The 19,479-nt window shown below is 38.9% G+C and carries 23 protein-coding genes; 10 read left to right on the top strand and 13 right to left on the bottom strand.

Annotation, left to right across the window (positions count from 1 at the left end):
- Nucleotides 1-21: 21 nt before the first annotated feature.
- A complete protein-coding gene (locus tag AC0C45_RS05550) occupies nt 22-1,416 on the bottom strand; it encodes an amino acid permease (protein WP_472927944.1) in 1,395 nt (464 codons plus the stop codon).
- A 532-nt stretch (nt 1,417-1,948) separates the two neighbouring features.
- Between AC0C45_RS05550 and pruA the strand changes: the two genes are divergently transcribed.
- The 3 genes from pruA (at nt 1,949) to AC0C45_RS05535 (ending at nt 5,480) form a co-directional block, all read left to right on the top strand.
- Nucleotides 1,949-3,517 carry an L-glutamate gamma-semialdehyde dehydrogenase gene (gene pruA / locus AC0C45_RS05545; protein ID WP_016765135.1) on the top strand — a complete coding sequence of 523 codons (1,569 nt, stop codon included), beginning with the start codon at nt 1,949-1,951 and terminating at the stop codon, nt 3,515-3,517.
- A gap of 72 nt (nt 3,518-3,589) precedes the next feature.
- On the top strand, nt 3,590-4,504 hold the full coding sequence (locus AC0C45_RS05540; RefSeq protein ID WP_047930632.1) for a proline dehydrogenase family protein: 915 nt from the start codon (nt 3,590-3,592) through the stop codon (nt 4,502-4,504).
- A 172-nt stretch (nt 4,505-4,676) separates the two neighbouring features.
- On the top strand, nt 4,677-5,480 hold the full coding sequence (locus AC0C45_RS05535; protein WP_016765137.1) for a YwqG family protein: 804 nt from the start codon (nt 4,677-4,679) through the stop codon (nt 5,478-5,480).
- Nucleotides 5,481-5,542: 62 nt separating this feature from the next.
- Here the strand turns inward: AC0C45_RS05535 and AC0C45_RS05530 are convergent, their stop codons facing one another.
- A complete protein-coding gene (locus AC0C45_RS05530) occupies nt 5,543-6,070 on the bottom strand; it encodes a YcxB family protein (protein WP_047930633.1) in 528 nt (175 codons plus the stop codon).
- 172 nt (nt 6,071-6,242) lie between these two features.
- Here AC0C45_RS05530 and AC0C45_RS05525 point away from each other — a divergent pair, with 172 nt between their 5' ends.
- On the top strand, nt 6,243-6,629 hold the full coding sequence (locus AC0C45_RS05525) for a VOC family protein (RefSeq protein WP_013084500.1): 387 nt from the start codon (nt 6,243-6,245) through the stop codon (nt 6,627-6,629).
- A 26-nt stretch (nt 6,630-6,655) separates the two neighbouring features.
- Here the strand turns inward: AC0C45_RS05525 and AC0C45_RS05520 are convergent, their stop codons facing one another.
- Nucleotides 6,656-6,808: a hypothetical protein gene (locus AC0C45_RS05520; protein ID WP_257061585.1), complete on the bottom strand. Its 153-nt coding sequence runs from the start codon at nt 6,806-6,808 to the stop codon at nt 6,656-6,658.
- A 189-nt stretch (nt 6,809-6,997) separates the two neighbouring features.
- Between AC0C45_RS05520 and spoIIP the strand changes: the two genes are divergently transcribed.
- Nucleotides 6,998-8,182 (top strand): stage II sporulation protein P, encoded by a 1,185-nt coding sequence (gene spoIIP, locus AC0C45_RS05515; protein ID WP_257061582.1) that lies wholly within the window; start codon nt 6,998-7,000, stop codon nt 8,180-8,182.
- A gap of 24 nt (nt 8,183-8,206) precedes the next feature.
- On the opposite strand, the gene AC0C45_RS05510 is transcribed toward spoIIP, so the two are convergent.
- From AC0C45_RS05510 to pgaC, 7 genes are all read right to left on the bottom strand, one after another.
- The gene (locus tag AC0C45_RS05510; protein ID WP_016765142.1) at nt 8,207-8,356 is read right to left on the bottom strand and encodes a hypothetical protein; all 150 of its coding nucleotides are present in this window, start codon (nt 8,354-8,356) and stop codon (nt 8,207-8,209) included.
- A gap of 82 nt (nt 8,357-8,438) precedes the next feature.
- On the bottom strand, nt 8,439-8,996 hold the full coding sequence (locus tag AC0C45_RS05505; protein WP_472927943.1) for an EAL domain-containing protein: 558 nt from the start codon (nt 8,994-8,996) through the stop codon (nt 8,439-8,441).
- Entirely contained in the window at nt 8,959-9,726 is a 768-nt protein-coding gene (locus AC0C45_RS05500) for a diguanylate cyclase domain-containing protein (protein ID WP_472927942.1), read from the bottom strand. The genes AC0C45_RS05505 and AC0C45_RS05500 overlap by 38 nt, the downstream gene beginning before the upstream one ends.
- An 83-nt stretch (nt 9,727-9,809) precedes the next feature.
- Nucleotides 9,810-10,145, bottom strand: coding sequence for a PAS domain-containing protein (locus tag AC0C45_RS05495; RefSeq protein ID WP_233334957.1), 336 nt, complete (start codon nt 10,143-10,145; stop codon nt 9,810-9,812).
- 380 nt (nt 10,146-10,525) lie between these two features.
- Nucleotides 10,526-11,392 carry a polysaccharide deacetylase family protein gene (locus tag AC0C45_RS05490; protein WP_257061569.1) on the bottom strand — a complete coding sequence of 289 codons (867 nt, stop codon included), beginning with the start codon at nt 11,390-11,392 and terminating at the stop codon, nt 10,526-10,528.
- Nucleotides 11,389-11,850 (bottom strand): poly-beta-1,6-N-acetyl-D-glucosamine biosynthesis protein PgaD, encoded by a 462-nt coding sequence (pgaD, locus tag AC0C45_RS05485; protein WP_171776736.1) that lies wholly within the window; start codon nt 11,848-11,850, stop codon nt 11,389-11,391. The genes AC0C45_RS05490 and pgaD overlap by 4 nt, the downstream gene beginning before the upstream one ends.
- The gene (gene pgaC / locus AC0C45_RS05480) at nt 11,808-13,064 is read right to left on the bottom strand and encodes a poly-beta-1,6-N-acetyl-D-glucosamine synthase (RefSeq protein ID WP_128819963.1); all 1,257 of its coding nucleotides are present in this window, start codon (nt 13,062-13,064) and stop codon (nt 11,808-11,810) included. The genes pgaD and pgaC overlap by 43 nt, the downstream gene beginning before the upstream one ends.
- A gap of 281 nt (nt 13,065-13,345) precedes the next feature.
- Between pgaC and AC0C45_RS05475 the strand changes: the two genes are divergently transcribed.
- The 4 genes from AC0C45_RS05475 to AC0C45_RS05460 all read left to right on the top strand — a co-directional run bounded on the left by AC0C45_RS05475 (nt 13,346) and on the right by AC0C45_RS05460 (nt 16,490).
- On the top strand, nt 13,346-13,864 hold the full coding sequence (locus AC0C45_RS05475) for a ferritin (RefSeq protein WP_257061560.1): 519 nt from the start codon (nt 13,346-13,348) through the stop codon (nt 13,862-13,864).
- Between the two features lie 22 nt (nt 13,865-13,886).
- Nucleotides 13,887-14,087 (top strand): hypothetical protein, encoded by a 201-nt coding sequence (locus AC0C45_RS05470; RefSeq protein WP_237892796.1) that lies wholly within the window; start codon nt 13,887-13,889, stop codon nt 14,085-14,087.
- A 692-nt stretch (nt 14,088-14,779) separates the two neighbouring features.
- Nucleotides 14,780-15,505, top strand: coding sequence for an AbrB/MazE/SpoVT family DNA-binding domain-containing protein (locus tag AC0C45_RS05465; RefSeq protein WP_237892797.1), 726 nt, complete (start codon nt 14,780-14,782; stop codon nt 15,503-15,505).
- A gap of 250 nt (nt 15,506-15,755) precedes the next feature.
- The gene (locus AC0C45_RS05460) at nt 15,756-16,490 is read left to right on the top strand and encodes a class I SAM-dependent DNA methyltransferase (protein WP_047930639.1); all 735 of its coding nucleotides are present in this window, start codon (nt 15,756-15,758) and stop codon (nt 16,488-16,490) included.
- Nucleotides 16,491-16,639: 149 nt separating this feature from the next.
- Here AC0C45_RS05460 and AC0C45_RS05455 read toward each other — a convergent pair whose 3' ends face one another.
- The 3 genes from AC0C45_RS05455 to AC0C45_RS05445 all read right to left on the bottom strand — a co-directional run bounded on the left by AC0C45_RS05455 (nt 16,640) and on the right by AC0C45_RS05445 (nt 18,816).
- Nucleotides 16,640-16,993, bottom strand: coding sequence for a Na-translocating system protein MpsC family protein (locus tag AC0C45_RS05455; RefSeq protein WP_047930640.1), 354 nt, complete (start codon nt 16,991-16,993; stop codon nt 16,640-16,642).
- 2 nt (nt 16,994-16,995) lie between these two features.
- On the bottom strand, nt 16,996-17,418 hold the full coding sequence (locus tag AC0C45_RS05450) for a phosphate-starvation-inducible protein PsiE (protein ID WP_013084516.1): 423 nt from the start codon (nt 17,416-17,418) through the stop codon (nt 16,996-16,998).
- A 387-nt stretch (nt 17,419-17,805) separates the two neighbouring features.
- Nucleotides 17,806-18,816 carry an aldo/keto reductase gene (locus tag AC0C45_RS05445; protein ID WP_280168649.1) on the bottom strand — a complete coding sequence of 337 codons (1,011 nt, stop codon included), beginning with the start codon at nt 18,814-18,816 and terminating at the stop codon, nt 17,806-17,808.
- A 306-nt stretch (nt 18,817-19,122) separates the two neighbouring features.
- Here AC0C45_RS05445 and AC0C45_RS05440 point away from each other — a divergent pair, with 306 nt between their 5' ends.
- On the top strand, nt 19,123-19,368 hold the full coding sequence (locus AC0C45_RS05440; RefSeq protein WP_013058531.1) for a hypothetical protein: 246 nt from the start codon (nt 19,123-19,125) through the stop codon (nt 19,366-19,368).
- Nucleotides 19,369-19,479: the final 111 nt, after the last annotated feature.

The following is a 19,479-nucleotide window of genomic DNA, read 5'->3' as shown; positions in this document are numbered from 1 at the left end:
TCGTGATGATTTTCTCTTCTATTAAGAAATTCTTTTATTCCCCTGTCCTGATAGGGAACTATCATCTTTTTTCTTTTTCGTAAAGAAGTACGAACATACCACAAATACAGCAATCAGCAGCGTGAGATAAAACTGAGTGCTAAGGGAATCAATAAATGCCATCGCAATAAAGATACTTGTGATCGCCGCAATCGTTCCATACGTTAAATAAGGAAACAGCCACATTCTGATTTTTAATGCTTCCGGCTTTTCTTTTTCGTATTTCTTTCTCATGCGAAGCTGTGAAAAAGCAATAACAAGGTACACAAGAAGCGCTACGCCTCCCGATGCGTTTACTAAAAATAAAAAGATTTTATCAGGTGAAAGATAGTTAAAACCAACGCTGATGTAAGAAATCACGGTACATCCTACAATGGCATTAAACGGAATGCCTTTTTTATTCACTTTCAAAAACATGCGCGGCGCGTCTCCTTTTTGCGCCATTGAGTAAAGCATACGAGAACTCGTGTATAGACCTGAATTTAAGCAAGACAAAACAGCAGTCAGTACGATAAAGTTCATAATTTGAGCCGCTGCCGGAACGTTTACCAGCTCTAATATCGAAACAAACGGACTTTTCATCAAGCTTGAAGAATCCCACGGAAGAATAGTCACTAAGATTAAAATGGACCCAAGATAAAAAATTAAAATACGATAAATAACGGTATTTGTTGCGATGGTGATCGCTCGCTCAGGCTGAGCCGATTCTCCAGCGGCTGTTGCGACAATTTCTGTCCCCATAAAAGAAAACATGACAATCGCCACTCCTAAAAAGACGGAGCTGATTCCATTTGGAAGAAATCCTCCTCTATGAAGAAGATTCGATGCTCCCGGAGACTCTACTCCCGGTATTAAACCGAGGATGATCGCTCCTCCTAAAAGTAAAAACAGCACTAAACTAACTACTTTAATAAGCGAAAACCAGTATTCAAATTCACCAAATGATTTAACAGAGTATAAGTTCGTTAACGTTAGTAAAAACGTCAGGATCAGACTCACGCCCCAAGACGGTAAAGACGGAAACCAATATTGAATAATTGTTGAACCCGCAATCGCTTCAACTGCAATAACAATTACCCAGAAAAACCAGTACAGCCAGCCGATTGTGTAACCGGCCCACGGCCCAAGCGCTTCTCTGGCATATGTGGCGAACGAGCCGCTTGAAGGATTAGCCGTAGACATTTCCCCCAGCATTCGCATAACTAAAATCACCAGCAAACCGGCAAACGCGTACGAAAAAATGGAACCAGGACCCGCTGCGTTAATGAGCGATCCACTTCCAATGAACAAACCGGCACCAATGATTCCTCCTAAAGAAATCATGGTTATGTGTCGAATTTTTAATTCTTTTTTTAACTCAGGCGGTTGATGACTCATGTTAAAATCCTCCTTATAGGAACCGTCATTTAAAGAATTACACGTTCTTCGCATCGCGCGTTAAATATGTAAGCCCTTACAACAATATGGACAAATAACTGCTGTTTTTCTACCCTCCTTCTATCTGTACATTCAAATGAAGCCTTCACTTGACGAAAAAGATAGCTTCATTCGACAAAAATTACTTTTCGAATTATATGATAATTTATATTGAACAACTTTGTCTATTGTTTTTTTGAAAGGAAGATCATTTTAATTTACTACCGATAAACTCTTTCCCCTATCGTAATTCTTTACTTCAAAACATCTTTTCTTATACTTTACCGACAACCCTTTCTTTTCGTTTTGTTCAAAATCACTATAAAAACCATAGATTCATTGTACATTTAAACAAAAGTGTTTATTTTTAAATTTTTTTGAACATTTTTGTTAAAAAACTATGTACAAAACGATAATAAGGTGATTATAATACAGGTATAGGGTGTTGGAATATTAATTATGTTGCAAATTTTCTAAAAAAGGGGTAATAAAAATGAACACAATGAATATCAACGAAATCAAACAATACAAACACGAGCCTTTCACAGACTTTACGATTGCACAAAACAAAGATGCATTTGAATCTGCATTAGAACTTGTACAATCAGAGCTTGGCAAGGACTATCCTCTTGTAATTGGCGGAGAATTAATTACAACAGAAGATCAAATTCAGTCCATTAACCCAGCAAATAAAACAGAAGTTATCGGCCGCGTGTCAAAAGCAGATCAAGACTTGGCTGAAAAAGCAATGCAAGCAGCACTTTCTACCTTTAATACGTGGAAAAAAGAAGCGCCGGAAGCACGAGCAGATATTCTTTTCCGCGCAGCGGACATTATTCGCCGCCGCAAGCATGAATTTTCAGCTTACCTTGTGAAAGAAGCCGGAAAACCGTGGAAAGAAGCAGATGCTGATACAGCAGAAGCAATTGACTTCCTTGAATACTACGCTCGCCAAATGGTGCAGCTAAAAGACGGTGCGCCTGTGGAGAGCCGCGACGGTGAAGAAAATAAATTTAACTACATTCCGCTTGGTGTCGGCGTTATTATTTCACCTTTTAACTTCCCGTTAGCAATCATGGCGGGAACAGCAGCAGCAGCAATCGTAGCAGGAAATACGGTTCTATTAAAACCTGCTAACAACACACCGGTTATCGCAGCAAAATTTGTAGAAGTAATGAAAGAAGCTGGTCTTCCAGACGGCGTACTGAACTACGTGCCGGGAAGCGGAAGCGAAATTGGCGACTATTTAGTAGATCACCCAAAAACACGCTTCGTTTCATTTACAGGTTCGCGTGAAGTAGGCTGCCGCATCTATGAACGCGCGGCAAAAGTACAGCCTGGTCAAATCTGGCTAAAACGCGTTATTGCTGAAATGGGCGGTAAAGATACGGTCGTTGTAGATAAAGATGCTGATTTAGATTTAGCTGCTTCTTCTATTGTGTATTCAGCATTTGGCTTCTCTGGACAAAAGTGTTCAGCAGGCTCTCGTGCAGTTGTTCACCAAGACGTATACGATATCGTTCTTGAAAAAGCAGTTGAGCTGACAAAAACATTAACAATGGGAAGTCCTGAAGATGTGAACACGTATATGGGACCTGTTATTGACCAGGCTTCTTTCAACAAAATTACAAAGTACATTGAAATCGGTAAAGAAGAAGGCCGTTTAATGACGGGCGGAGAAGCAGATGATTCAAAAGGCTACTTCATTCAGCCTACGATTATTGCAGATGTAGATGAAAAAGCACGTTTAATGCAAGAAGAAATCTTCGGCCCAGTCGTAGCATTCTGCAAAGCGCGCGACTTCGATCATATGATGGAAATTGCTAATAATACAGACTACGGTTTAACAGGTGCCCTTCTTTCAAATACGCCTGAGCACATCGAACGGGCAAAAGAAGAGTTCCACGTCGGAAACCTTTACTTCAACCGCGGTTGTACAGGTGCCATCGTTGGGTACCAGCCGTTTGGCGGATTTAACATGTCAGGAACAGATTCAAAAGCTGGCGGTCCTGATTACTTGATTCTGCACCTGCAAGCAAAAACAACAAGCACGACGCTTTAATACTCAGTAGAGCAGCCTTAGGCTGCTCTATCTTAAAACAACAAGGGATTTTTTCTATAGGGGGAGATATTTATGTTAGCAGAGGTATCTAAAAATGTGTTTCTTCACGCTTCCCAAAATAAAGCGCTAAACAAAGCGGCGAAAAAATGGGGTCTTCGCTTTGGTGCAGCTCAAGTGGTAGCTGGCGACACGATTGAACATGCGATCAAAAAAGTACGGGAACTGAATGAAAAAGGACTTGTTTGTACGCTTGATCATTTAGGGGAATTTGTTTCAAGCAAAGAAGAGGCTATCGAAGCGACTCAATATAATGTCAGAACGCTGGAAGCTATGGGGCAAGCCGGTGTAACGTGCAACTTATCTGTCAAAATGACGCAGCTCGGTTTAGATATTGACCGCAGTTTTTGCGTTGAGAACATGCGCCGCATTCTTGAAACAGCGAAAAAATACGATAACTTCGTCCGAATCGACATGGAAGACTACGCTCACTGTCAAATGACGCTGGATATTTTACGAGAGCTTCGCGAGACGTTTGATAATGTTGGAACGGTTATTCAAGCTTACCTGTTCCGCGCTGAACAAGACGTAAAAGAGCTAAAAGGCATTCCTCTTCGATTGGTAAAAGGCGCGTATCAAGAATCACCAACCGTGGCGTTTCAAGACAAAGCCCAAATTGACGAAAACTATATGCGAATTATTGAAGAACATTTGCTCAGCGGAACATACACGGCTATTGCATCTCACGACCACAATATTATTGCAAAAGTAAAAGAGTTCGCTCACAAAAACAACATCCCGCGCACGCAGTTTGAATTTCAAATGCTGTACGGATTCCGCACAGACATGCAGCTTAGCCTTGCAAAAGAAGGCTATACAATGCGCGTATACGTTCCATTTGGCAACGACTGGTTTGGCTACTTTATGCGCCGCTTAGCGGAAAGACCGCAAAACGTCGCATTTGCTTTAAAAGGATTCTTTTCTAAATAAGCAGGCATTTAGTAAGTTTCTTAATGAAAACGCTATCATTTCTTTGCGCCCTTTGTAGATGCTTCTGCAAAGGGATTTTTTATACGATTTCTCTTCCCTTTCAGTATGTATTAAGGTAAAATAAAAATACGAACAAACGTTCTTTTTATTTCAAACAAAAAGGAGAGTACATATGAATCCTCTATCAAAATTAGAACTGCCTCCTAAGCTAGAACCTTACCGAAAAGAAATCGAAAAAACATGTAAGCCTTACATCCACATCAATACGGTTATGAACAGTCCAAAATTATATGAAAGCAAGTTTGGCGGCAACCCTTACCTTCCTCTAGAAGCAAATCATCCTCTTGATTCTCAAGGTAAGCCGATGCTCCTGATGGCACAAATCAATTTTTCTGAAGTACCTTCCTATGAAAATATGCCCATTCAAGGCATGCTTCAATTTTTCATTTGCGGAGCTAATAACGAAAGCACGGGCGATATGTACGGTCTTGATTTTGACCATCCTACGGCTCAAAAAGACTTTCGCGTCGTTTTTTATGAAGACGTAACCACAGATAAAAAAAAGCTAACAACCGATTTTACGTATCTTGAAGACATTGACCGGGATATGTTCCCTATTCCTCAAGAAGTAGGCTTACAGTTTGAAATAAAAATCGAACCCGTTTCCCCCACTGACTATCGATATAATGATATAGAATCAGATTTATTTGAAGATGAAGAAACTGAAGAAATCTACTGGGATGAGCTTACGGGCGAGTATCATAAAATGGGCGGATACGCTTTTTTCACTCAAAGCGATCCTCGAGACTACGATGAAGCGCTGCGAGCATACGATGTTCTGCTTCTTCAATTCGCCATGGACGACGAAGCGGATATTATGTTTGGTGATGCGGGTGTGGCCAATTTCTTTATTAAAGAAAAAGACCTTCGCAACCGTAACTTTAGAGATGTTTTATACAACTGGGACTGCTGTTAACAAAACGCCCTCTTAGAAAAGTATCTAGGAGGGCGTTTTTCCACATTATTATTATTTACTACTCAGCCTGTTTTTTCGTCTCTTGCAGCATTCAGCGTTTCTTTAAACTGCTGTAGCGCTTTTGCATCTGCAAATGTGCTTGTAGGAATAACGTATCCGCTCATTGCGCTAACAAGAATAAAGATATGTTCATCGGTTTCTCTAATTTGAGTGATGCTTGACCAAGGAGTCTTCACTTCTCCTTTTGAGCTTTTCTCTACCAAGCCATCTTCCGTAACCATCATAGTATGCTTACCCGTCAGACTGCTGTTATCTCCTTCATTTATTACCTTTACAATGTTCTTTTTAATACTTCCGTAAAAGTACTTCGGATAAAATAGAAACCACAGCACCGCAAGCAGTGCAAACGCTACGAACATGCTAAGTAAAAATTCTCCTTCAACCCACGAAACAAGCAAAGGAATAAGAAGAAAAATAAGCGACATCCATCGCTGAACTCTCAGCACTTTTTGTACTCTTTCCGAATATTGAGCGTGATGCATGTTAAAAGCTACGTAATCATCTTTAGTTAACGTATAGTGATATTCCATATTAATCTCCAATTCTCTTAAATAACAACAAAATAAAATATACTTCATTTGGTTTTATATGTATATAAAATAATAAGTTTTTCTTATGAAAAGCATCAACTTTTTATCATTTATTTACAGTGATACATCACGTAAACTTAACTAGTACTCTACTATTTAAGGAGGAATGTTTATGACTTTTACACTGACGCATATTGATCATGTTCAGCTAGCTGCACCACCGAATTCAGAAAGCGAAGCACGACACTTTTTCGGAACCGTTCTTGGCTTAACAGAAGTCGAAAAACCCGAAAGTCTAAAAAAGCGCGGCGGCGTGTGGTTTGAATTTGGTTCTTATCAGCTGCATATTGGTGTTGAACCTGCCTTTTCACCCGCAAAAAAAGCGCATCCAGGCTTTCATGTCAAAAACCTCCCTGCGTTCAAAGATCATCTGGCTAGCTTCGGTATTTCTTTTATAGAAGACAAAAACATTACCGGTGTCGAAAGAATTTACGTGGATGATCCTTTTGGCAACCGAATGGAGTTCTTAGAGAAAGTGAACCTCCCTTTTTCTAACTGAATGTTCGACAAAACAAGAGCTCTTATTTAAGAGCTCTTGTTTTCTTTTAGCCCTTCTTTTTGCTTTTCTTTCCACAGCATGTATAGCAACATCCCCAGCACACAAAATGCCACACCAAAAATTGCTAAAGGAAATAAAAATGTATTAATAAAATGATGATAAATCCATGAGTCGTTCATCTAACCAGCTCCAATACGCACCGTTTTTTCACAGTATGCCCTACTATAAGCTTTTTTATGTTGTGTTAAATATCATGGTTTCTATCATATTTCTATTTCTTTTTAATAGAGTAAATAGTAGATACATAACATTCTCCTCTTAGAGTTTTCATCCGCTGATTTCAAATTTTATTAGAGGAGGTTTACTCTATGAAAAACAAGTTTACTGAAAAGCCTAAAAAGCTTTTTTGGATCCTTTCTTATAAATCATTAATTATCGCTATACTATTTGTTCTTTTAACATCAGCCGCTATTTTTACCGTCACGTATTCAACTCTTCAGCATACGCTGCGCTCAAACGTTGTCTATCAAGCACTATCAAATTATAAAGCCCAAAGCTTGTTCTACTTCATGCATACGGAAAACCATCATTTCTCTCATGCCTTTGAAGAAGACTTCTCCCCGCCTCCTCTCTCTTCTGTCGCTCTGCAGCTGGCGACGAATATTCGCGTGGCAGATACAAGAAGTCTATTTGGATCAGAACTGCCCGGCTTTTCTATTTTTGATTCTCATATTCTATTAGCCGGTGAAGGAACGGATTATACCACGATTCCCCATGAATCGGCTCCTCCTCTCGAAAGCATTTCAGGCGAGCGTGATTTGGATCCTGCTGAAAGCAAAACGTACGAAGAAAGCAAAAAACAGTCTCAAGTACAGGCCAAGCAAAGTACGGGAGACAGAAAAGTTGTGTACATCTACCACACGCACAGCTGGGAATCTTATTTCCCTTTACTTGGTATGCAAGGTGAAGCGAATGAAAATAAAGCCGTTGATAACAAAACCAACATTACGCTCGTTGGTCAAATGCTAGGAATGGAATTAAAAGCAGACGGAATCGGTTCGGAAGTAGATACAACTAATATGACGCAAAAGCTGAATGAAAAAGGCTGGGGTACAGGACGAGCCTATATGATGTCTCGCAACGTCGTGGAAACGGCTCTTCAGCAAAACAAAGACGTCGATTATTTAATTGATATTCATCGAGACTCACTGCGCCAAGAAAAAACAACGGCTGCTATTAACGGCACATCGTACGCTAAAATGATGATTGTATTAGGTGAAGCGAATCCGAAATTTGATGAAAACGTGAAAATGGCCAAAGCGATCCATGAAAAACTAGAGGAAAAATATCCAGGCCTTAGCCGCGGAGTATTAAGCAAAAAGAAAACAAGCGGCAATAACGGGCTATATAATCAAGACTTATCCGACCGCTCCATTTTAATTGAAGTAGGGGGCGTCGATAACAATATGGAAGAACTCACAAATACCGTCAAAGCTTTTTCTGATGTGTTCAGCGAGTATTACTGGCAAGCTGAAAAAGTGAATGCGCAGTAAACAAAAACTAGCTACCCCAGGTAGCTAGTTTTTGTTTTTATGAGAGTCACGCTTCTCCTCTTTTTCACAGGCAAAGCACACAAGCTTCCCTTCAACAACCACACCGTTTAAAAATCCCTCTAAACAGTACACGTTCTTTTGACATACTGTGCAGATTCCAACGTACTCTTTCACAAATTCCTCACTCCTTCCATACGATTAAAAACCATAAAAAAAGCTCTATTAAAGAGCTTCTTTCTGTACATAGGATTTTCCTTCATTTCAACAAACGGCTCATTTCCTCGGGAGAAAGCGGCTTATCGAATAGATAGCCTTGACCGATATGACAGCCTTGCTCCGTCACAAACTGCAGCTGTTCTTCGTTTTCGATTCTTTCTGCAGTTAGATCAAAGTTAAGTTTCTTTCCCATTTGAATAATCGTTTCCACGAGCACTTTTCCAACTTCGTCTAAGTCGTCAATAAATGATTTATCAATTTTTAACGTATTAATCGGTAAGTGTTTGAGATAGCTAAGGGATGAATAGCACGTTCCGAAATCATCCATCGCCACTTTTACGCCTAGACTCCGCAGACGGTTTAACACTTTTTTTGATTCTTGACTGTTTTGAATAACGCTTTCAGTGATTTCAAGTTCCAGAAAGCGCGGCTCAAGGCCCGTTCTTTTCAAAATTTGTTCCATCTCCGCTACGAATCGTGAGGACTTCAGCTGAATAGGTGATACGTTCACTCCTATTTTACTCGCTAGTGAATTCAGCTCCGTCCATGCTTTCATCTGCTTACACGCTTCTTCTAACACCCACTTGCCAACCGGCACCCACTTCTTCTAAAATAGGCAAAAATTCATTTGGATAGACGGTACTAAACTTTGCGCTATTCCAGCGAATAAGCGCTTCTGCCCCTATGACATCAGACGTTTTCAAATCGATTAACGGCTGATAAACGAGCTGAAACTCATCCCTTTCTAGCGCATACTTTAACTCATTCTCCATGCTGATTATTTTAATTATTCGTTCATTAGATGAAGACGAACTCATTTCATATGTGTTTCGTCCATTCCGTTTTGCTACATACATCGCAATATCTGCTTGCTTGATCAGCCGGTCGATTAATTCATCTGCGTCTTTTGGAATAATATGCTGCTGACATTCCTTTGAAAATAGGCTGATGCCAACGCTTGTAGAGGTTAACACTTTATCACCGTCTATATAAAAAGGAAGCGACATTTCTTTTACAATCTGCTCGGTCATTTCTTCAATTTCCTCAACAGTTTTTAGTGAATGCAGCACTAAAATGAACTCATCGCCCCCGTGCCTCGAGATAAAATCAGAGGAAGGAATATATTTTCTTAACCTTTCTGCTACGCGCCTCAGCAGCACATCGCGGTGATGATGGCCATGCGTATCATTTATTGATTTAAAGCGGTCTAAATCCAAAAATAAAATGGCCAGCAGTTCAGGAGATTCTCGATTTAGAAGCAGTTTTTTCAGCTGCTTGTTTAACCAGTAGCGATTAGGCAAATTGGTTAACGGATCATAATAAGCCATTTGCTTAATTTTCTCTTCATATGCTTTTCGTTTTGTAATATCATTGCGAATCGATACGTACTGATACGGCTTACCCCGCTCATCTAAAAAGGAACAATGGTTGTATCCACCCAGTAGGACGAACCGTCTTTTGCCTTATTTTTTATTTCTCCGTGCCATACCTTACCGGACCTGATCGTGCTCCATAACTCTTTAAAAAACAAGCTTGAATGATGTTTCGAATTAATAATACGATGATCCTGACCGAGAAGCTCATGTCTTTCGTACTTAGAAATTTCACAGAATTTATCGTTCACGTGATTGATGAATCCGCGACTATCCGTAATTGCTACAATCGATGATTCATTTAACGCAAGTTCAATATCATTTAGTTTTTTCAGCGCTTCTTTAAATTTATATTCAAAATGCCTATTTTCCATAGCCTATACACCTTTATCAAAATTTTAACGATAAAACAAAACCCATGACGAAATGATAGAGAGGAATCGTGAATAATGAATACAAATTAACCAGTAACGGACAACGGATTGGTTTGTCTGATTACCTTACATTATTAAAATAGCAAACCTAGGATCGCTGTTTTCCTCTTTTCACCTTCACAAACTTCTTACAAGAAGTTCGTAAAAAAATTGATAGATTGTTTCGTTTATCCATGTCTTTTATTACAACTTTTCTATGGTACCATTAAAATGATTTTTATAGAAATGAAAGTGTACTTTCTTCACTTAATCGACATACCTTTTGATGGTGAACAAAAAAAAAGCCTCTGCTTTAGACAGAGGCTTTTTACATTTTCTTCTTACGTGCTCGTACGTGTCAGCCAAGGAAGAATAAGGTTTTGAAAGGTTTTGTTGTATACAACAATTCGATTCAGATAATAAGGATCGTTATCTTTTGTAATAAGGTGGGGAGCTAGGATAGCTGCTTGGTGAAAACCAGCATCTTTTACAATCTTAGCTACGTCATCATTTGTATTGCCGTATGGATATGCAAAGTAAACCGGGTCTATTCCTAAATGGTTCTTAATCGTTTCTTTGCTTTTTCGTAAATCTTCAGCAAACGCGCTGTATTTAGCAGGCGTCAGAAATAAAGGCTTGTCTTCTTCTAAACGGTGCATATCATATGTATGCGAACCGATTGTCGCAAGGCCGCTGTCTTTCATTTCTTTTAGCTGACTCCACGAAGCCATGTTTAAATTTTGAAAATCCGTTGCCCCCACTTGTCCTGCGATTACATATAGCGTAAACGGAATGTTTTCCTTTTTTAAAATAGGAAACGCGTTTTGATAAACAGTACGGTCGATATCATCGAATGAAATCCATACGCAGCGTTTTGGAAACGTGCCTTTTTGCTGATACGCTTCAATATCTTTTGGCGTAACAAACGTAGTGTCAAGTTCCTTCAGCTTTTTTAACTGATGTTCAAAATCATTGCTGTAGACGCTGTACTCTGTCAGTTCGCCAGACTTTGTAACTGAGCTGACAACTCGATTAAACCAATTATGCTTGCGCACGCGATGATAATTTAAGCCTAAGCATCCGTTCGTCTCAAGCGCTGGCTCCACGGTCGTTGTTGCTTTCGCCTTGTCTTCCCAGTTCACTACTTTAAAGAAAATAAAGCCAACTACCGCTGCCGCAATCAAAAGAAAGAATATATATTTCTTCATGCGTGCTTCCTCTCTTCAGTATGTTTTAACGGATTAACATCAAACTCGATGTACTGTGCACGCTGAAGCTCTTGAATTTGATCCTTAGATAAAAGCTCAAGACGCTCTAAATCTTTAATACTCGTATACGCCGGCTCTTTTCGTCGGTTTAAGCTTCCAAATCTCTTTTTGTTGTAGGATCTCCATAAAAACAGAGCCAGGAAAAAGAAGCAAAAAATAGCAAGTCCAATTATTAAAAACGTTCGAATTTCGCCGTTCGTCGTTTTGAACGCAATTTTTAATACCCCGCTGTAACGGTCATTTACGCCGATAACAGCTGAAAGAAAAAACCAAAGAACAATGGCACAATAGAGCCAAAAAACAGATGAAACAATGATGCTTACCACTAATCGAGCAAGAGGCTGTTTGGCTTGAATCATGATTTGCTCTTCGTTAAGCCGCGGTCTGGACTGCTCCATGTAGCATAGCCTCCTTTCACTCTAGATCTGATAGCACGAGGAAATGCGCCCACTACCACAATCGTATTCACAATCCAATAAAGCGCTGGGTACCATGCAGCCCATACGTAATACCGCTTCACGTTATCGTATTTCGAATCAATTTTCAGCGCAATAAACAGTTGAATTAAGCTCATAAACACAAGGGAAAATGACGTAAACGTAAACCAAAACAGCATGTCTTGGGGGCTGCTCGCCGTAACAAGCAGCATGATAGTCACAAACAGCCATGCGAATGACCAAAGGGTACTGATCCACTGCTCTAGGTATACAATCCAAATTCTGCGCTGCTTCCATTTTAATAACACTTTCCAATGGCGAAGCATTACCTCTTGTCCGCCTTGAGCCCAGCGTACTCGCTGGTTCCAAATTCCTTTTAAGGTTTCGGGCACAAGCATCCAGCACAATGCCCGCGGTTCATAGCGGATATCCCAAAAGCGCTGCTGCAGCTTCCAGCTCACGGCGATATCTTCCGTAATCATGTCACGATCCCACAGCCCAACGTCTACAAGTGCTTTCTTTCGAAAAGCTACTACTACGCCTGAGACCGTCATTACTTTTCCTAAAATTCGCTGTGTTCGTTTAATAGAACCGATAATAGAAGAATACTCAACTAGCTGAATGCGGCTCAGCAGCGTATTGCGGTTTCGAATGCGCGGATTTCCGGTAACGGCTCCCAGCCGTTCCCCTTTATGAAGAAAATGGTGGATTAGATAATATGGAGCGTCTTGATCTAAAATAGCGTCGGAATCTAAGCAGATTAAAAACTCAGCTTTAGATGCGTGCGCACCTAAATGCAACGCGTTGGCTTTTCCTTTATTTTCATAAAGCTGAATCACACGAACTTCAGGGTGATTTCTGCTGATTTCTTTTAAAATATCAGCTGTTCCATCCGTACTGCCATCGTTAATAAGGATGATTTCTTTAGACGGATAATCTAACGCCAAAAGGTGCTTAAGCGTTTCTTCAATCGTCTCTTCCTCGTTATAGCAAGGCACTAAAAAGCTCACTAACGGCCAGTCAATTGTTGAAAAATCAACTTTAGGATCTCGGTCGCGATAGCGTATGTAAATAAGCGTGCCTGCAATCCAAAATAAAGACATAATAAATGGGTACCAGAAAACAAAGCTCGCAAGCTTTTCAAATCCAGGTATTAATACGTGTTGCATATTCATTTTTCTGACTCCTTCACACCAATTAAAATTGCACAGAGTGACAATTTTATCACTAAATTGGTTAAATAGAACATAGTAATTTTAACCATCTAAAAAAAGATACTTTTAAACTATTTTTATTCCTATATTATACAACTCTTATATGTAAGTAAGAAGCACCAATAAAGGATGGGCAAGTTACCTACTTAAAGACGTGATATATAGTATCTTTGTAGATTAAAAGCGTGATGATTGCAGGTAGTATACGAAAAAAAACTTTTCCCTAAGGAGGAATAACAACTATGAACGAACAAATTCAAAAGCTGCTCAATAACTTAATTCAACTTGAACACGTCTCTTCGACTTTATACCTAGCTATGTCTAACTATATGAATCGATTAAACTATAAAGGAATGGGCAGTTGGCTGCGTCTGCAGTCTGAAGAAGAACGCACTCATATGCTAAAACTCATTGACTACTTAGTTGACCGCGGCGGAACGGTAGAATTAAGCTCTTTGCCTGCTCAGCCAAGTGAGTTTAGGACACCGTTAGAAACGTTTCAAAAAGTATTGGAGCATGAGAAGTTCGTCACGAATTCTTATCGTCAAGCGTTTCAATTTATCAACCAAGCGAATGACCCTCAAACGTTAGTCATCGTGCAGGACTTTTTACGAGAACAAGTCGACGAAGAAGCTCAAGCTCAAACGATTGTAGACCGTTTAAAAATCGCCCAAAATAACCCTGCAGCTATCTTTATACTCGATCAAGAACTAGGACAGCGAAAAGCTGCACCAGCGGGTGGAGCAGCTGCGCAAGGTTAAAAGCGCAGAAGAGCGTAGAACAATGTGCAGAACCAATAACACGACGCCCCTTTCCTTGTTTCGAGTTGGTATTCATCACGGCTATTATGGATATCCGCCCAATGTGTATGACGCCATTCAAAGGCTTATGAATCAATATATGCATCAGCTTCACTATCATCAGCCTCAATACGTTCACGTCTACTCCGTGCATCCTTCTCTTATTCACTACTACCTTCACTAAGTTAAGGAAAATAGAGAATTTTGCTTCATGAAAAAATTCACCGTTTCTCCACCCTAATTCAGGAATTCCAATCAAAAATTTGGATATTTATGCTAATATAGATTTTGTTACTCATATAAAGAAACAATTAAGGTAAAAATCGAACGGGTCTGAACTGGTTTTTATTATCTCTTGCCTTAGGACCGCTTGCTACCTTCATCTTACTGCTGGTTGAAAAACGATAAAAATTGGTTCAAAGCTCATTGCTTTGAGCTTTTTTCTTTATTTTCCAACTATGACTGCTCTCCAAAACAAGTGAAAAAAGCACCGCTTGAAATTTTTTTCTAGACTTAATATGCATAAATCTATTCATCATTGGGCGTAAATCTGGCTGCATTTTGTTAATAAAAAACCTACTCTTTAGAAAAGGAAGGAAGCTCCTTTTTAAACCTTTGTTTCTGACAATAAAATCAAAAGAAAGAAAAACGCTTTTATTCTATGCTTTTCTAATTAACAGATTAACTGTTTTCTTCAGATAATTACCTTTTACATGGGACAGCTGTGCATCTACTGAATGAGGTCAAACTTCCTGTATTTCTCAATCTGTAGGATGAATAAATACTCATTTGCTTCATTTGACAAAGAAATAAATGCTGTGTAATTTAAGTAACATACCCCATCTAAACTGTTTTTAGAAAGGATTAAGTAGCAAGATGCGTACAAAAAAAGAAGAGTGTATAATTGACGAAATGGGAAGAGTATCCCTTCCTTCTTTGTTTATGCAACTAACAAAACTCGAGACGAACGACAAAGTTTTTTTACGGAGCTGTGATGATTGGATTATTATCGATCATCATGATGGAAATGGCCCGGTTCCTTCTCGTATCTTCATTCGAACAATTGACCACATGAGTAGAATAGTCATTCCAAAATCCCTGCGAGATGACTATGAACTTAAGCCCTTTGACTATGTAGAACTATACGTGGTAGAACAGCAAATTGTGATGAAAAAAAGAGACGAAAAATCGATAGCGCTTTCACAAAAACCTGCGGCGCCTCCCCCTTATTATGCAACATTAACCGGACGGCAGATTCAGCTCACTTCTGAACTTTTAACGTCAGTCGAATTGGATGCCAACATGGAGGTTCAATTTTTTATTAACCAGGAAAATAACATTGTGATTCAAAAATATGAAATGAGTTTTGGTAAGAAAACGACTTTAACATTTACGGCTCAATCTCGAAAAATTGATGACCGTTTTCGACTTACTATTCCTAAAAAGCTGCGAGATGATTTCTCTATTCACTCAGGTACGATGTTAAAAATAAAGAAGAGTAATAAGCAGCTCATTTTAGAAAAAGTGGAGAATGAAAAAGAGATTAGCAGCGTATTATCTCAGCAAATAGACGCAGCAATTGTTGAAAAATTATCGAAATAAGAACGACGCAAAAAACAAATGGTTCCCTACGACTTCATAGCAAAAGCTAAGAGTTACGCATAGATTCACCCTTTCTATACTCAACTCTTAGCTTTTAGACTTATCTTCCGTAAACGTGTACAAGCCGGTTACTCCACATAATAGCACTACTTCCAAAATAAAAAACCATTTCCATATCTATCAAAATATTTGTAAATAATTTCAATATATGTGTATAATGAGGTACTTTGCATAGAGGAGGCTGATTTAGTTGAAGATCTCAACAGGAGCTGAATTTTACGATAACGCCGAGACGTTTTTGGCCTATACAAAACGCCGGCAGCAAAAAGAAAATGCCAACGATACGATTGAAAAACCGGCCATTTTACAGCTTCTAGGTGATGTTACAGATGCAAACGTTTTAGATTTAGGGTGCGGAAACGCTGGATTTGGTGCGGAGCTTCTTGAACAGGGATGTTTCTCTTATACCGGAGTAGACGGCTCTATCAATATGATAAACGCGGCTCAGCAACAGCTTTTAAACTATCCAAATGCAAGAGTGCTCCATGAATCGATGGAGCATTATACTCCACCACGCACCGAATACGATTTGGTTACTGCAAGACTGTCTCTCCACTACATGGAAGACTTAGCCTCCATTTTCGCTAAAGTGAATCAAGCACTCAAACCTGAAGGAAGATTTATTTTTTCTGTGGAACATCCAGTCATTACTTCCACTTTGCAGCCTTCTGCTCTGCGCACAAACTGGACCGTGGATAACTACTTCTCAATGGGATTCCGTCAGCAGCACTGGATGGGCGGATACGTTCAAAAGTATCATCGCACGCTTGAAGAGTACTTTTCTTTGATGCAGCAAAGCGGATTCACCGTTACAAATTTAAAAGAAGCATGTCCTCAAAAAGAACATTTCGACAGCGCTGAAACTTACGAGCGTCGAATGCGTATTCCTTTGTTTTTACTAATGAGCGGTGTGAAGAACAGATAAGCGCCTAGATGAAAAGAGCATCAAAGCCTTTGTTAAGGAAACAAAGGCTTTGATGCTCTTTTACACTTACTCTTCACAACAGCAATATACGCTATGTCTATGTTGTTTGGCGTCACTAAATCCCTCTTTCTTTCAAAAAACTATTTTAGTTAATCGTCCAACTTTCTATCAAAAACAAAAGTAGTCATCGCAACATCTTCTTCAATATTAATGTCTGAAAAAACTCTTACAATTTTTGCATGAACAAGTTTTTCAAACTTATCTCGTATCTCGGAGCAATCATAAATTTTTTTCACTAGCTCTGTACGTGCCTCATGAACCATTCTTTTGCCTTCAGGAGAAGTTATCATAAATTTTTCTACATTCGTAAGATTGCCTTTCATTTCACTAACAGCCCACGCATCTACAAAGCGAGTAGTAATTTCTCTCGGTCCATTTCCAACCTGCTCCTTACGGATTTCGCGCACTAAATTACTAAATTCATGCTCCTTATTTCTACTCATATTCAAATTCTCCTTTCATTATCTTCTAATCTTTTTTTCGTTAACATTAAGTAACTAATCGTTAAAGCAATAATTCCTAGCGATAAAAATAAACTTCCAATTTGATAATTGTTATTCACAATAATAAATCGTATTGTAGCAGTAATTCCAATGTATAAAAGATAACTCAACGGAAAATGGCAGCTTTCCTTAAAGTAGGTCATAATCATCGAAACAAAAGCAAAATATAAAAAGAAAACCAATACTTTTCCAAGGATTTTATGAACGTTATTATTTCCTGTTAAGGCATCATTCATAATATAAAAAAGCTCTCTCAATAAAAAATAAACGAGTATAAACCCTAGGACAATCAGCGAGACGTTTAAAATAAATTGATATGTTGTAATTAGATACTGCCTTTTTTTACGTAAAAATAGTTCCAACACCTTTGTATCCCTTCCTTTTATCTAACTTCCTTACATTGATTCTATTCATGTTAGCAAAACGCTCAAAAACTATTAGCCTGTTTTAGAGCTTGTTGCTTTATTAGTTATCTCCAACATATCCACTCCTCCACAAAAAAAACCCATCATAAAGAGATTTGTGCATAGCTGTACAAATTTCTTTATGATGGGTTAACGACTCAGCATTTTTCAATACTTGTTATCCAGCCCTTCATATATCTACATATAGTCAAGTCACCAAAGATAAAAAAACATATATAATGAATTTCTATCAATAAGCTTCTTTACAATTAATTATAGCGCAATACGTCAAAACTTCAAATAAAGATTTACTTAGCGTTTACACTGATATAGTTTTTAACTACTTCTTCATTTAACATTGATTGGCAGCGGAGCATAAGAAGCTACAAGCTGCTGTTCACGCATTTCTTCCCAGAAGGCTGCCGGAATTACTGTATTTAATGCCGCTTTGTCTTCAGTAATACGCTCTGGACGACTGGCGCCAGGAATAACAGCAGCAACCGCTGGATTAGCCAGTGAGAACTGTACAGCAGCAGCCTTAATGCTGATCTGATGACGATCTGCAATCGCTTTGATTTTTTCTACTTTTTCCATAATGTCTGAAGATGCTTTTTGATATTCAAAGTGTGTACCTCCAGCAAGAACGCCTGAGCTGTATGGTCCGCCGACAACAATGTCCATATTATGCTTTACAGCTTCGGGCATTACTCGCTGCAGCGCACGCTCATGATCTAATAACGTGTAACGGCCAGCTAGCAACGAGACATCCGGCTTTGCTTCTTCCAGCTCCAGCATGATTTCAATTGGCTCTACTCGGTTTACTCCAAGTCCCCATCCTTTAATAACTCCTTCTTCACGCAAACGTGTAAGCACACGAAATGCGCCTGTTCGAGCAGACTCAAATTGTCCTACCCACTCATCTCCATAAAAATCTTGCGCAACATCATGAATATACACAAAGTCTAAGCGATCTGTTTTTAAACGATTTAAGCTTTGCTCGATCGAACGAAGAGTGGCATCTGCGCTGTAGTCATTGATAATTTTATTTTTACGGCCAAATTCAAAAAGCCCGCCTTTTTCTCCCATATCACGTGAAGATGTGTCTTCTAGTTCATCTGAAATAACGCGACCTACTTTCGTACTTAGCACATACTCATCGCGATTTCTTTTTGATAGTGCTTCACCAAGGCGCATCTCGGCTAAGCCAGCTCCGTAAAGAGGAGCTGCATCAAAGTAACGGATGCCGCTTTCCCAAGCTGCATCGACCGTCGCAATGGCCTCTTCTTCTGGAATATTACGATACATATTGCCCAGAGGTGCCGTTCCAAAACCTAGTTTTCCTTGCAGTATCTCTCTCATATTCATAAAACCTCCTGAAATTTTTATAATTCTATTTTAGAAATTGATCAGTATGAAGGTAAACTCAACGACTGATCTATTCATTAAATGTCATATTATCTCCTGACAAAATTTATTATGAAGCATATACACAATAAAAAAAAGTACGCACTTCAAAGTAATATGGGAACTAAAAAGTAACCTACTAAGGAGTAAATGAGCTTTTCAGACTCTCCTTTTATTTATGTACTTTCTACTTCTTACTCATGCAAACAAACATTTTGCATACAATAAGCAGAAAGCTACTTTATAAATGAGGTGAGATTCTTGAGAGATGAATACTTCAAAAAAATTGAAGATAAGCTCGATAAGCTTGATGAAATGGACGATTCCACAATGAAAGAAGAACAAAAAGATGAATATTTTCAAAGTCTGCTAGATGATATGGATGATTTGTTGAAAGACATGCGCCAGCGAGAAAAAGACTCGAATCATCTCGTCAGCGAACATATGAAGACGGTTAATGACATATTTGATAACGCAATCAAAAATTTAAAAAAAGACCGAAGCTAGCGTTATAGCACTTCTACTCCATTTTAATATACTGATTTTTCTGTTTTTTAAATATAAAAATATAGTATTTCACATGTAAAAATGGTATTTTCAGTATACGCAAAAAGTAGG

It is taken from the genome of Priestia sp. VA7 (assembly GCF_055710015.1).
This window is presented reverse-complemented; position numbering and strand designations above follow the sequence as displayed.

What these genes read in the sequence shown, in the direction of transcription:
- AC0C45_RS05550 (WP_472927944.1), bottom strand. Translation starts at nt 1,416, where the DNA reads ATGAGTCATCAACCGCCTGAGTTAAAAAAAGAATTAAAAATTCGACAC.
- pruA (WP_016765135.1), top strand. Translation starts at nt 1,949, where the DNA reads ATGAACACAATGAATATCAACGAAATCAAACAATACAAACACGAGCCT.
- AC0C45_RS05540 (WP_047930632.1), top strand. Translation starts at nt 3,590, where the DNA reads ATGTTAGCAGAGGTATCTAAAAATGTGTTTCTTCACGCTTCCCAAAAT.
- AC0C45_RS05535 (WP_016765137.1), top strand. Translation starts at nt 4,677, where the DNA reads ATGAATCCTCTATCAAAATTAGAACTGCCTCCTAAGCTAGAACCTTAC.
- AC0C45_RS05530 (WP_047930633.1), bottom strand. Translation starts at nt 6,070, where the DNA reads ATGGAATATCACTATACGTTAACTAAAGATGATTACGTAGCTTTTAAC.
- AC0C45_RS05525 (WP_013084500.1), top strand. Translation starts at nt 6,243, where the DNA reads ATGACTTTTACACTGACGCATATTGATCATGTTCAGCTAGCTGCACCA.
- AC0C45_RS05520 (WP_257061585.1), bottom strand. Translation starts at nt 6,808, where the DNA reads ATGAACGACTCATGGATTTATCATCATTTTATTAATACATTTTTATTT.
- spoIIP (WP_257061582.1), top strand. Translation starts at nt 6,998, where the DNA reads ATGAAAAACAAGTTTACTGAAAAGCCTAAAAAGCTTTTTTGGATCCTT.
- AC0C45_RS05500 (WP_472927942.1), bottom strand. Translation starts at nt 9,726, where the DNA reads ATGGCTTATTATGATCCGTTAACCAATTTGCCTAATCGCTACTGGTTA.
- AC0C45_RS05495 (WP_233334957.1), bottom strand. Translation starts at nt 10,145, where the DNA reads ATGGAAAATAGGCATTTTGAATATAAATTTAAAGAAGCGCTGAAAAAA.
- AC0C45_RS05490 (WP_257061569.1), bottom strand. Translation starts at nt 11,392, where the DNA reads ATGAAGAAATATATATTCTTTCTTTTGATTGCGGCAGCGGTAGTTGGC.
- pgaD (WP_171776736.1), bottom strand. Translation starts at nt 11,850, where the DNA reads ATGGAGCAGTCCAGACCGCGGCTTAACGAAGAGCAAATCATGATTCAA.
- pgaC (WP_128819963.1), bottom strand. Translation starts at nt 13,064, where the DNA reads ATGAATATGCAACACGTATTAATACCTGGATTTGAAAAGCTTGCGAGC.
- AC0C45_RS05475 (WP_257061560.1), top strand. Translation starts at nt 13,346, where the DNA reads ATGAACGAACAAATTCAAAAGCTGCTCAATAACTTAATTCAACTTGAA.
- AC0C45_RS05470 (WP_237892796.1), top strand. Translation starts at nt 13,887, where the DNA reads ATGTGCAGAACCAATAACACGACGCCCCTTTCCTTGTTTCGAGTTGGT.
- AC0C45_RS05465 (WP_237892797.1), top strand. Translation starts at nt 14,780, where the DNA reads ATGCGTACAAAAAAAGAAGAGTGTATAATTGACGAAATGGGAAGAGTA.
- AC0C45_RS05455 (WP_047930640.1), bottom strand. Translation starts at nt 16,993, where the DNA reads ATGAGTAGAAATAAGGAGCATGAATTTAGTAATTTAGTGCGCGAAATC.
- AC0C45_RS05445 (WP_280168649.1), bottom strand. Translation starts at nt 18,816, where the DNA reads ATGAGAGAGATACTGCAAGGAAAACTAGGTTTTGGAACGGCACCTCTG.